Here is a 12,433-nt window from a genome sequence, read left to right as displayed (position 1 = left end):
GAAAAATTGTCAGTAAAACATTACTGGATTAATATTTGTTAATACCTTAATAACATATTTAAGGAGAAACAAAACATGGCAGATTACAAAAACATCAATATACAAGATATCCCTGATGGAGGTGATAATCCAAAAGACTTCTATGAAACTTTTAAAGAGCGTTTGGAAGACTTAGAAACATTTCCAAAGGACTATACGTATAAATTTATCTTACCAAAAGATCAGGACCACTTCAATCAGATCCAGAGCGTATTTGATGACACAGGTGCACAGTTTGATTTTAAGGATTCCAAAACAGGTAAGTATACTTCAATTACGGTAAACTTGAACGTTAAAGACGCCGATCAGGTGATCTACTTCTACAAAGAAGTAGCGAAGATAAAAGGTGTTATCATGTTATAAAAAACAAATCAGGCTGTCGAATTGACAGCCTGATTTGTTTCTATTTCCTTCTTAAAATACCCCCCCTTATTTCAACACCGCAACATCCAGCCAATAATCGCCACTAAATCTTTTACTATCATGATGTAGTTTCAATAGATTAACAGCAGTCTCCTCCTTTAAAAAATCCAAAATTCGTTTGACATCCCGCCGGGCAGCAAACTGTTTCCAGCTATTCTTACGATCATAAAAAAAAGACATTTGTCCCTTCATGCTATCCCATGTCCCGCCCAGCGCATATAACTTCGTTTCACTAAACAGTATATTAAAATAGTCATTATATGCCGAGCAATCGAGTGTAATCTCTTTATTTTTATTAGTCACCCAGTCAAATCGATACGAACAGTACATCGGGTTCCCATAGTAAATACCGGGTTTATGGGGAATCTTGGCCTCCTCAAAAAATTGCTTGAGCAATTTCACCACTTCTGGCTCACCATCGTATGCTAAGGGCACATCACTAAGCTCCCGATCCATATATAAGGTAAAAGAAGACAGATCGAGGCCCCAGCGTCCTTGATGATCCAATAAAAACTTGGACAAACGCTCCACAAGCGATGACATCCCACCTCTGAATGAACCTTGCACGGAAAGTGCTTCAAATGGTCTTGCCTCGTTAAATTTATAAGGGCTTTCATACACATCCATCACAAAGCGGTTATATTCCCGATCAAAATTAATGTAAAGCTCGTCTGTCATTGAATCCCTGATAGCTTTATCCTTTAAGATTAACCTATTAAGAGGCCAAAATAAATCCTGTTTATAGGACCACAAAATGGCACGATCCAGTTTATAAAACTCATAATGCCCCTTGGGCAAAATCATATTATTTTTATGTGCATAATGCTGTACAGTGGCAGACAGCTTCTGAAATTTATCCCCAAAAGACCGCTGACCATAAACTGACACATGAATGAGGACAAACACCAGAATCGGACTGGATTTCAAAAGAAGCAAACGAAGTATACTTTTCATAGGATAAAGATGCAGCTAAGTTTTATTTTCCATAAAAAAAGCCCGCGTAAAGCGAGCTTTTCATATCATTTAAAGAATAAACTTATTCTTGACCAGCACCAGCTACAGGAGCTTCGCCAGCAGGTTTATCCTGCTTTGGTTTGTCTTCTTTCGGCGGACGAGGCAATAAAGCTTTACGGGAAAGCTTCATTTTACCTTGTTTGTCGATATCCAACAATTTAACCGTTACTTTATCACCTTCTTTGAAGATACCGTCCATTGTTTCAAGACGTTTCCAGTCGATTTCAGAGATGTGCAATAAACCGTCTTTACCAGGCATGATTTCAACGAAAGCACCGAATGGCATAATTGATTTCACTTTACCTTCGTAAGTTTCACCAATCTCTGGTTTAGAAGCAATCGCTTTGATACGACCTACTGCATCATCAATAGCCGCTTTATTATCTGCGAATACTTGAACAACACCTTTATTATCAACTTCTTCGATCGAAATTGTAGCACCGGTCTCACGTTGCATTTCTTGGATAATTTTACCACCTGGTCCGATTACAGCGCCAATAAATTCTTTATCGATCAACAATTGAACGATACGTGGTGCATGTGGTTTGTAATCTTCGCGAGGAGCAGAAATTGTTTTCTTCATTTCACCCAAGATGTGTAAACGCGCTTCTTTTGCTTGATCCAAAGCTTGTGTCAACACCTCCCATTTCAAACCATTGATTTTTAAGTCCATTTGACAAGCAACGATACCATTTTCCGTACCAGTTACTTTAAAGTCCATATCACCTAAGTGATCTTCATCGCCTAAGATATCCGATAAGATCGCGTATTTACCTGTTTTCTCATCAGAAATCAATCCCATGGCAATACCTGAAACTGGCGCTTTCAATTTCACACCGGCATCCAAAAGTGCTAATGTACCAGCACATACAGTTGCCATAGAAGAAGAACCATTTGACTCAAGAATATCAGAAACGACACGGATCGTATATGGATTTTCACTGTCTGCAGGAAGTACCTGTTTCAATGAACGCATTGCTAAGTTACCGTGACCAACTTCACGACGACCTGGACCTCTATTCGGTCTTACCTCACCTGTAGAGAATGCAGGGAAGTTGTAGTGAAGAATAAACTTGTTATAACCGTTGATAAAAGCACCATCGATCATTTGCTCATCGTCTTTAGCACCTAAAGTAACCGAAGTCAATGATTGTGTTTCACCACGTGTGAATACTGCCGAACCGTGTGCAGCAGGCAAGTAATCCACTTCAGACCAGATCGGACGTACAGTACGTACATCACGGCCATCTAAACGAATTCCTTCATCTAAGACAAGGTTACGAACAGCATCATACTGAACATCGTGGAAATATTTTTTAAACAAGAAAGCTGTATCATCATCCAATTCTTCTGGCATTGTTGCTCTGTACTCTTCCGCGATTTTTGCGAAGTTCTCAGAACGGTCATGTTTTGCAGAAGCAGATTTTGCAATAGCGTAAACCTTATCGTAAGTAGCGGCAAAAATAGCATCTCTCAATTCAAGGTTTTCAGGCTCATGGTTATACTCACGTTTAACCGTTTTACCAACTAAGTTAGCCAGTTCTACTTGAGCAGCAACTTGTTTTTTGATCGCTTCATGAGCAAAAGCAATTGCTTCCACCATTTCAGCTTCAGAAATTTCTTTCGCTTCACCTTCAACCATACCAATATCTTGTGCAGAACCAGCAACGATAAATTCTAAAGTTGCTTTTTCAAGTTCAGATAATTTTGGATTGATCACCAATTGACCGTCAATCTTCGCAACGCGAACTTCAGAAATTGGTCCATTAAAAGGAATATCAGAAACAGCAATAGCTGCAGAAGCAGCCAAACCTGCTAAAGCGTCAGGCATAATATCTTTATCTGCAGAGATCAAGCTAATTGCCACTTGTGTATCTGCGTGATAGTTTTCAGGGAATAAAGGACGTAATGCACGGTCTACCAAACGTGAGATCAATACCTCATAATCCGATAGTCTAGCTTCACGACGTAAGAAACCTCCTGGAATACGGCCAGTTGCCGCGTATTTTTCTTGATAATCTACAGAAAGAGGTAAAAAATCAACCCCAGATTTCGCTTCTTTAGCTGAAACGACCGTTGCAAGCAACATCGTATCACCTTGTTTTAATACTACAGCACCATCGGCTTGTTTTGCCAATTTACCTGTAGACAATTCGATCTGGGTGCCATTACCCATATCGATGGTTGTTTTAATTTCGTTGTAATTCATTTAATCTTGTTTGCGACATGCTTTTCATCGTGTTGGCAGCATGCCAATATTTTAAATACATTAGATTTCAGCACAAAGGTAAATTAAAATATTAAGATTAATGCAATTAACAGCAGGCTAAATCATCAAACCATCGTAATACGGCAGCAACCGCCTTAATCTGTCAAGCAATGAATCAATTGAAGTCTTCTCAAGTTCTCTTATTTCTCGAAAAAGGCTTCCAAAGGCTTATCAATTATAACGAGGAATCTAGCCTGTCGCGTAGTATAAAACAATATAAGACAAGTATAAAACATGGCTATCATTTTCGGAGATTCCTCGGTGCTTCTTCGGTACTTGTTCGGAGCTTGTTCGGTACTTCTTCGGTTGGAAGCGAAGAAATAGCGAGCAAGCTCCGAGGAAAAAGCGATTAAATAAAGACTAAATAGTGAAACTGAAGTAAGGGATAAATAGGCCAATGTCGTCCGCTAACCTAAGAAAGTCCTGAACAACTACAAAAGGCCATGACGAACAGAAAACGACCATGCTGACGCGAAAAATACAATAACAATTCGGGCACGATAAACACAATAAAAAAAGCCATCCAAAAATTGGATGGCTTTCTTAACACCTTTGTATTAAAGCTTATTTGATAATATCACGTAAACCTAGACCTTTAATGATCGCACGGTAACGGTTGATATCTTTTTTGTAAAGATAAGCTAATAATGAACGACGTTTACCTACTAACATTTGTAGGGCACGTTGTGTACCGAAATCTTTTCTGTTTTTTTTCAAGTGCTCAGTTAAGTGAGCAATTCTCTTAGTGAATAAAGCAACTTGACCTTCAGTAGATCCTGTGTTTGTAGCTGATCCAGCAAATTCTGCGAAGATATCAGCTTTGTACTCTTTACTTAAATACATTTCCTGAATAATATTAAAGCGTTAAAAATTTTATTAATTGGCTGCAAAGATAGCAAAAATCTTCGGTTGCCAAAATAATTTAATAAGCAAAGGTTCAGCCACTATTAAACCTTTACGTAGATTTTCTTCTTATCCAACCAATAGCAGATTACCCACATCAACGTTAAGAAACATAGTGAATAAACAAAAGAACCAACTTCTGGTATCCCAGGCACTTTCGCGCAAACATATTTATAAAACCAGGCAAAAGCGTCGAGGTATTTTTGTGTACCATCCTCTTTTACGCCATCAGGAATGCGGAACAATCCCAAAAAGCGTGGTAGAACACCGCTCAAGACAAAGATGAATAACGGATTTTTACCAAAAACATCAAAAAACTGTGTCAATTTATTTTTCACCCCCTGCACTTCAATAAACCAGATCATACCACCTAGTGTCATGGTTGCCAAACCTGTTGTATAGAGCACATAGGAACTCGTCCATATTTTTTTATTGATCGGAAAACCCAAGGCCCATATCCAAGCCAATACGACCAAAATAAATCCGGTCACAAACATTCCCGCCAGCAATTTAAAATGAGGCTCACTTGAGGCCGGCACTTTCGTCCACAGCCAATCCACCTGACCTTGCTTTTTAATAAATACACCAACTAAATAGCCAAAGACGACCTGAACAATTGTCGGCAAGGTACTCATCAGCCCTTCAGGATCAAATGGCACCCCCTCCCCTTTGTAAACATGCGGCAAACCTAGGATTGCTATATCATACTTTGTACCGAACCAGCCCTCCAAGCTATAGGGATCTGCTCCTCCGGCTATTGCACAGATTGCCCAATATAACAACAGTATGATTGCCGAGATCCAGATAATCGTTTTTTCTTTAAAATAATAAGCTAAAATCGAAGCAAAACAATAAGCGACTGCGATGCGTTGGAGCACACCGAAAATCCGAATTCCCCGGCTCGGATCCGTTCCGTCCACCCATTGTTTAAAAACCAGCTCCGCACCATCCCATTTCACAAAAGGCCACCAATTGATGAAAAGTCCAATCGCAAAAATCAAGATCGTCCGTTTAATTACTTTTTGCCAAAATACTGCAGGTCCTGCCTCCTGTAAACGAGGTATAACAAAAGACATGGCATTACCTACTGCGAAAAGAAAAAAGGGAAAAACCAGGTCTGTAGGTGAACATCCATGCCATTCTGCATGTTTTAGCGGTGCAAACATATGAGCCCATGTACCCGGATTATTCACCATAATCATCAGTGCCACAGTAGCTCCACGAAATACATCCAAGGAGTAATAGCGTTGTTTCATAATCAGATTGTATAATTAAAAGGTAAATATAACGTATTTACCCTTCATTTTTATGCGCAGTCCACAATTTAATGGCATAAACAGGAAGGTTTATTGTTATAGAAAAAATAAAAAGACAAAGCACAACGGCAACTTTTTAAATTTTTTTAAAAAGTATTTTGATCTTACATACGATTTAACATATCTTTAACAAAAGTTTAATCAACTTTTAGAAACCACACAAACTGATGGAAAAAGAAATACTGAAAAACCTTTATTTTGATTCTGCGCTTTCTATTGCAGAGTTGGTCAAAAAACTCGCCAAGAGTACACCTTCCATCACAAAAATAATCAATCGTTTACTCGAAGAAAAGATAATTGTTGAATGTGGTTTTGCAGAATCCACTGGTGGAAGACGTCCTTTACAGTTCGCAATTAATCCAGCGCTGAATTTTTATATTTTAACGATTTCAGCCGATCAGCATTTCTCTACATTTACCATTACCGATCTCAATCAGCAAAAAGTCATCGAACACCGCGATATTCCTTTAGAATTAAAGGCTAGCAATTCTTCTGATTTACTATTGGGTGAAATTGAATCGATTTTAGAATTATCGGGAATCAATAGCAATAAAATAATTGGCATTGGTCTTAGCATGCCGGGATTTGTAAACTCCGAGCTGGGTGTCAATGAATCTTATCCCCATAATCATCCGCTATATCGCATAAAAGATAGCATAGAAGCAAAATATCAGCTATCTACTGTCATAGAAAACGACTCCAGATGTATCGCTATAGCAGAGAAAGAGTTTGGGGCGGCTAAGGGTATTGATCATTCGCTGATTATCAACCTAAATTGGGGAGTAGGATTGGGTATTATTATTAATAGCTCCGTTTTTAAAGGAGAGTCTGGTTTTGCGGGAGAATTTAGCCATATCCCACTTTCGGATGACAACACCTTATGTTCTTGCGGAAAAAGAGGGTGCCTTGAAGTGGAAGCGTCGTTGGATGCTGCCATTCGAAGCACGGAAGCTGATATCCAAAATAACGAATATTCAATTTACAGCACCTTCGTAAAAAGCAATCTCAACAAAATAGATGCTTTAATTGAAGCGTCGAATGTAGGCGATCAAATCGCGATCAATAATTTAGGAAAAATAGGTTACATGCTAGGTAAAGGTATATCAACACTTATCCATATTCTTAATCCAAAACAAATTATTGTCAGCGGAAGAGGTGCAGAATTAGGAAGGATTCTGAATCCGCAAATACAAATTGCCATCAATGAATTTTGTATCCCCGAGATTGCAAAAACAACGAATATCCAGATGTCAGCTTTAAACAAACACGCACAAATCAAAGGCACTGCAGCAATTGTAGTCGAAAACCATATCAATAAAATTTTAATTCAATAAATAACCACACTAATCATTTACTTATTGTAATTCATACTAATCATTAAAAAATGAGTCTATTTTACAAAAAAGCAACAGGTATAGCATTGTGCACGCTATTTAGCGCCACCTCGCTTTACGCACAACAAACCATTACTGGTACAGTAACAGACGCGAAAGGTCCTGTTTCAGGAGCGACAGTTTCTGTTAAGGGTACTGCCAAAGGAACGCAAACAAATGCAAGCGGAACCTTTACGATTCAAGCCGCTCCAGGAGAAGTATTACGTGTTTCTATTGTCGGTTACCACACGCAAGAAATTACGGTTACTTCCGCTAAATCGATTAAAGTCTCCTTAACTGAGGACGCTTCAGCTTTAGATGAAGTTGTTGTAACTGCGATGGGTATCAAGCGCGAATCTAAGGCGCTAGGATATGCAGTTAGCAATATCAAAGCAGAAGAAATTACCAAAGCGGGTAACACCAACTTTGGATCAGCACTATACGGTAAAGCCCCAGGTGTGAAAATTACCACTGCTCCGGGTGGTTCTGCCAGTGCGGTTAACGTTCAAATCCGTGGTATCAATTCATTAAACTATCAACGCCAGCCCCTCTATGTTGTCGATGGTATCATCATCCGTAACGATCAACAAGGTGGTGCGACTGGTGCAAACAATAATAATTATTGGGACGATCAACGTATTAGAGGTAATGGTATGCTGGACATCAACCCAGCTGATATCGACAATATTTCCATCTTAAAAGGTGCCGCAGCCAGTGCATTGTACGGCTCGGACGCTGCAAGTGGGGTAATTGTTATTACAACAAAGAAAGGCACAAAAGGTAGAGGTCTAGGAATTGACTTCAACTATAATGGATCAATCGAAAGAGCAGCCTTTTTACCGAAGTTCCAAAATATTTATGGACCTGGCTACGATGCCGCGACAAACATCGCTAACGGCGCATCTGCCGAAGGTTGGTTTACAGATGCTAATTCTCCATCAGGAAGAAGACCATACTATAGATCCTACGGAAGTTTTGGTCCAAAATTCACTGGCGAAGATGTTATGTGGTGGGACGGACAGGTACGTCAATACAAAGCACGTGAAAACAACTACTACGACGTATTTGACAAAGGCTACAATTCCAATATTAACGTCGGTATCTCAAACCAAACGGAGAAAATTAACTACCGTTTGAGTGCGACCAGAATGGACTATAAAAGTACAAGCCCTGGTAGTAAACAGAACAGAAATACCTTCAATCTCAATAGCACGCTAAAACTTAGCGACAAATTATCAACCGATATCGTCGCTAACTTTATCAATACCAACACCCATAACAGAACCTATCTGTTGGGTCAGGTACTTGGAAGTTTTGACGGATTTTTCAGCAGAACAGAAGATATGTCTGCAATGAAAAATGCGTATCAAACCACTGATGGCTACAAATATTCCAAATTTGGAACAGGACGTCCTGAAGATTTCAAATACACGATGCGGGCTTCCAACCTCTTAGATTATTTTTGGAATCAATACAAAAACAGTTATGATGAGACCGAAAATAGGATTTTGACAAGTGCCACATTAAACTGGGATGTTGTAAATCACTTGAAACTCCGCGGAAGAATCGGTAATGACTTAACTTCTGCAACGAGCATCAACAAGCAATACAACGAATACGCAACAGCTTACAATTCAACTACCAGCAGTTCCGGAGGCTTTGCTACTTCAAAAGGAGTCTATTCAATTCTGTATGGTGATGTAATGGCAACCTATAGCAACAAAATCAATGCAGATTTTGACTATTCAGCGAGCGTGGGCTTCCAATCGAGATCAGAACGTTATGATGATCAATCTTCAAGTACAGCAGGTGGTCTTGTTACCGAAAACTGGTTTAGCTTAAGCAACAGTTACGCGCAGGCAACAACTTCAAATAGCAGAAAGGAAATGCTAAAATATGCCTACTTCGGTTCCTTGAATATTGGCTATAAAGGATTTGCTTACTTAGACGGTACTTATCGTTCTGAATACTCTTCTACACTACCTTCATCGAACAATAATTATCGCTATGGCTCCGTTAGCGGTAGCTTTATTTTCAGCGATGCTTTCGATATCAAGTCGGATAAGTTCTCCTACGGTAAACTTCGTGCTTCCTACGGTATTGTTGGTAATGATGCTGCAATCTACGAAGCAAATATCGCTTATAACCAGAATCCATTATTGACAATCAATGGCGCTGTTCCATCATTGACCTACAGAAACAATTATGGAAATCTCAATCTACGTCCTGAGCGTAAATATGAGGTTGAGGTAGGTATGGAATTGAAGTTTCTAAAAAATAGATTAGGATTAGATGTTAGTTACTATAACAATTATATCGATGATCAGATCTTAGGACTTACAACACCAGCCTCTACAGGGGCAACTTCCCAAATTTTGAATATCGGAAAAATTGCCAATAACGGTTTGGAGCTTTCCATCAACGGTACGCCAATTCAAAATGAAAACTTTACCTGGAATTCTAGACTGAACTATTCATTTAATAAGTCGACTGTTAAAACCCTAGCACCAGGTGTTGAAGAATTGGTATTCTACTCTGCCGATGAAAACTCTTTGAAGATTACCGCAAAAGAGGGTGAGAAATTAGGAAATATTTACGTTTATGACATTGCAAAAGATCAAAACGGCAATAACTTGATTTCGGACGATGGACTTTATGTAATCGACAAAACCAAGTACAAATATGCTGGCAACATTATGCCAAAAGCGATCGGGGGCTGGACCAATACATTTACCTATAAAAACTTTATGTTAGACTTTACTGCTGATTATCGTTTTGGAGGTAAAATGGTATCCGAAAACCTCAAATACGGCATGAGTGCGGGTCTATATGAAAACACCTTACCATACCGCGAAAATGGGGTGACTTTGCAAGGGGTTAACGCCAATACAGGAAAAGCAAACGATGTGCATTTGAGTGCTGCAGAGTACTACATGAACACTTTCGGATGGGGTGCAGATTCTTGGACTGAAAAAGGTGCTGTATACGACAACAACTTTATCAAATTAAGAGAATTGTCTGTTGGTTACCGTATTCCGGACAGCTTCACCAAAAGACTTAAAATTAACAATTTAAAGGTTTCTTTGTTGGGCAGGAATCTATTCTACTTCTACCGCACATTGAAAAATCTTGATCCTGAAGCTCCAGTAGGAAACAAATGGTGGGCACAAGGTGTAGACGTTGGTTCATCTGCTGCTACCCGAAGTTTCGGTTTTTCATTGAATGCTAATTTTTAATTTTTTACCCACGAGAATCATGAAAAAAACTTTTCTTTCTATATTAACTTTGGTTTCGGCCCTATCGACGATGGTCGGCTGTAAATCACAACTTGACGACAAGTTTCAAAACCCAGATGCATCGACAAAAGCAAATATTCCGGCGTTCTTTGCCGAAATGCTAAATAATGATCGTGTAAGACCAGCTTATTACCACTACCGTACATTTATCCTGTCCAATCAGGCAGTATATACGCAGACAGCGTCTTTTTATCCGTCAAATACCATGTATCAGCCGAACGATAGCTACTCTTATGCATATTGGACGGATTTTTATGCCCCTGGTGTACTAGGTATTACAAGAAGCATGGAAAAAGCATATGCTGAACTTCCTGAAGCGGAGAAAGCAAGTAAAGAGATCTTTATCCAGACTGGCAAAATTGTTTTGTTTGACGAAGCATCTAAACTTGTTGACAACTTTGGAGATATCCCTTTCAGTGAAGCCGGTAGTCTACCAACAACAAGTACGATTATTAAGCCAAAGTTTGATGCGCAAAAAGAATTATACAATCAGTTCATCAGCGAATTGAAAAATATCAACACGTACTTATCAACAGCAACTACCAATCCTGATTTTTCAAAATACGATATCTTAAATAGCGGTAATGTTGCAAAATGGCGTAGGTATGCCAATTCACTTCGCCTGCGTCTATTGATGCGTATTTCTTTTGTTGATGAGGCAAAAGCAAGAACTGAAGTACTCGAAATGCTGAATAACCCCACACAATATCCATTGGCAGATGGTGGCGCAACGGCAAACTACAACCCTAGAAATGAAGACATCTTATTGCAGCCTCTAACCAACTATACAGGAACGTTGAGACAGGCCTTGATTGAAGGTCCCAATCAATTCGCAACAGATCATATGTTGAACAAAGTAATGTTGCCAGCGAAAGATCCACGTATCCCTGTACTTTATGACAAATTTGGAAAAACAATAAACGGTAAGTTCGTTCAGAACAAAGAGTATAGAGCAATGCCAATTACCTTTACTTCGGCGGATATGGAGAAGAATTATCAAGACTACGCTGTGTTGGATTCGGCAACTATCTTCGACAACAATGCTTTGCCAGGAATTGTCATTACTGCTTCTGAAACCAATTTCAATAAAGCTGAAGCGCTATTAAGATGGGGAGCAAGTAATGCGGCTAAAGATGCTTATGATGTCGCTGTTAAACAATCCGTTTCTTTCTATTATTATTTAAATAATTTAAATACTTCAGGACTGAAAACAGAGAAAAAACCTACCGATGACGTCATCAATGACTTTGTAGACAAATCGACTATCAGCTTTTCAACAACTCAAGCAAAGAACCTAGAATTAATATGGACTCAAAAATGGTTACATTATGGTTTTTTACAGGCACAACAAGCTTGGGCTGAATTGAGACGTACAGGATATCCAATATTGACATATCCTGTGGCTGGATTGGCTAATTACGCAAATCCTCCTAAACGTTTATTATATCCTACCCAAGAGATTTCAAATAATAGTTCTAATTACGATGCTGTTAAAGCAAATGATACAAGAACAACTAAAATCTTCTGGGACGTCAAATAGATGATCACACATTAAACGAATGAAATCTCGCGAGCAATTGTCCTGAGATTTTGAAAGAGCCTGGTAATACCAGGCTCTTTTTGTTTTGCTATATCATAAATAATCGAAGATAGAGTCGGTTATAATATTACAATCTCCCCTAAAAAAACGGATAATTTCGAGATACCATTCGGAGCTTCTCCCCAAAAAACCTTTTAATATTATAGCAATTTCGTTACAATACTGACCCAACCTTTCTTTAATCGATAAAAAAAAGAGCC

9 protein-coding genes are annotated in these 12,433 nt (G+C 38.9%); 5 read left to right on the top strand and 4 right to left on the bottom strand.

Going from position 1 to position 12,433, the window contains the following annotated elements; genetic code table 11:
- Positions 1 to 75 precede the first annotated feature (75 nt).
- On the top strand, positions 76 to 402 hold the full coding sequence (locus B3297_RS04615; protein ID WP_070563528.1) for a DUF493 domain-containing protein: 327 nt from the start codon (positions 76 to 78) through the stop codon (positions 400 to 402).
- 66 nt (positions 403 to 468) lie between these two features.
- Here the strand turns inward: B3297_RS04615 and B3297_RS04610 are convergent, their stop codons facing one another.
- The gene (locus B3297_RS04610) at positions 469 to 1,416 is read right to left on the bottom strand and encodes a hypothetical protein (protein WP_286728006.1); all 948 of its coding nucleotides are present in this window, start codon (positions 1,414 to 1,416) and stop codon (positions 469 to 471) included.
- Between the two features lie 82 nt (positions 1,417 to 1,498).
- On the bottom strand, positions 1,499 to 3,685 hold the full coding sequence (pnp, locus tag B3297_RS04605) for a polyribonucleotide nucleotidyltransferase (RefSeq protein WP_286728004.1): 2,187 nt from the start codon (positions 3,683 to 3,685) through the stop codon (positions 1,499 to 1,501).
- 170 nt (positions 3,686 to 3,855) lie between these two features.
- On the opposite strand from pnp, the gene B3297_RS04600 reads away from it, so the two are divergent.
- Positions 3,856 to 4,098 (top strand): hypothetical protein, encoded by a 243-nt coding sequence (locus B3297_RS04600; RefSeq protein ID WP_139144929.1) that lies wholly within the window; start codon positions 3,856 to 3,858, stop codon positions 4,096 to 4,098.
- A 211-nt stretch (positions 4,099 to 4,309) separates the two neighbouring features.
- Here B3297_RS04600 and rpsO read toward each other — a convergent pair whose 3' ends face one another.
- Both rpsO and B3297_RS04590 read right to left on the bottom strand, forming a co-directional pair.
- Entirely contained in the window at positions 4,310 to 4,588 is a 279-nt protein-coding gene (gene rpsO, locus B3297_RS04595) for a 30S ribosomal protein S15 (protein ID WP_046674145.1), read from the bottom strand.
- A gap of 104 nt (positions 4,589 to 4,692) precedes the next feature.
- Positions 4,693 to 5,904 (bottom strand): acyltransferase family protein, encoded by a 1,212-nt coding sequence (locus B3297_RS04590; protein ID WP_070563519.1) that lies wholly within the window; start codon positions 5,902 to 5,904, stop codon positions 4,693 to 4,695.
- A 227-nt stretch (positions 5,905 to 6,131) separates the two neighbouring features.
- Here B3297_RS04590 and B3297_RS04585 point away from each other — a divergent pair, with 227 nt between their 5' ends.
- Genes B3297_RS04585 through B3297_RS04575 form a run of 3 tightly spaced genes read left to right on the top strand, consistent with a single transcriptional unit; the run spans position 6,132 to position 12,173 of the window.
- Positions 6,132 to 7,298, top strand: a complete 1,167-nt coding sequence (locus B3297_RS04585) for an ROK family protein (protein WP_286728002.1) — start codon at positions 6,132 to 6,134, stop codon at positions 7,296 to 7,298.
- A 50-nt stretch (positions 7,299 to 7,348) separates the two neighbouring features.
- A complete protein-coding gene (locus B3297_RS04580; protein ID WP_075991032.1) occupies positions 7,349 to 10,573 on the top strand; it encodes a SusC/RagA family TonB-linked outer membrane protein in 3,225 nt (1,074 codons plus the stop codon).
- A 19-nt stretch (positions 10,574 to 10,592) separates the two neighbouring features.
- Positions 10,593 to 12,173 carry a SusD/RagB family nutrient-binding outer membrane lipoprotein gene (locus tag B3297_RS04575; protein ID WP_286778520.1) on the top strand — a complete coding sequence of 527 codons (1,581 nt, stop codon included), beginning with the start codon at positions 10,593 to 10,595 and terminating at the stop codon, positions 12,171 to 12,173.
- Positions 12,174 to 12,433: the final 260 nt, after the last annotated feature.

Source organism: Sphingobacterium sp. UBA3519, assembly GCF_002377215.1.
GTDB classification, from domain to species: Bacteria; Bacteroidota; Bacteroidia; order Sphingobacteriales; family Sphingobacteriaceae; genus Sphingobacterium; species Sphingobacterium multivorum.
This window is presented reverse-complemented; position numbering and strand designations above follow the sequence as displayed.

Coding starts and splice junctions, on each gene's coding strand:
- B3297_RS04600 (WP_139144929.1), top strand. CDS start 3,856: ATGAATCAATTGAAGTCTTCTCAAGTTCTCTTATTTCTCGAAAAAGGC.
- B3297_RS04575 (WP_286778520.1), top strand. CDS start 10,593: ATGAAAAAAACTTTTCTTTCTATATTAACTTTGGTTTCGGCCCTATCG.
- B3297_RS04615 (WP_070563528.1), top strand. CDS start 76: ATGGCAGATTACAAAAACATCAATATACAAGATATCCCTGATGGAGGT.
- rpsO (WP_046674145.1), bottom strand. CDS start 4,588: ATGTATTTAAGTAAAGAGTACAAAGCTGATATCTTCGCAGAATTTGCT.
- B3297_RS04590 (WP_070563519.1), bottom strand. CDS start 5,904: ATGAAACAACGCTATTACTCCTTGGATGTATTTCGTGGAGCTACTGTG.
- pnp (WP_286728004.1), bottom strand. CDS start 3,685: ATGAATTACAACGAAATTAAAACAACCATCGATATGGGTAATGGCACC.
- B3297_RS04585 (WP_286728002.1), top strand. CDS start 6,132: ATGGAAAAAGAAATACTGAAAAACCTTTATTTTGATTCTGCGCTTTCT.
- B3297_RS04580 (WP_075991032.1), top strand. CDS start 7,349: ATGAGTCTATTTTACAAAAAAGCAACAGGTATAGCATTGTGCACGCTA.
- B3297_RS04610 (WP_286728006.1), bottom strand. CDS start 1,416: ATGAAAAGTATACTTCGTTTGCTTCTTTTGAAATCCAGTCCGATTCTG.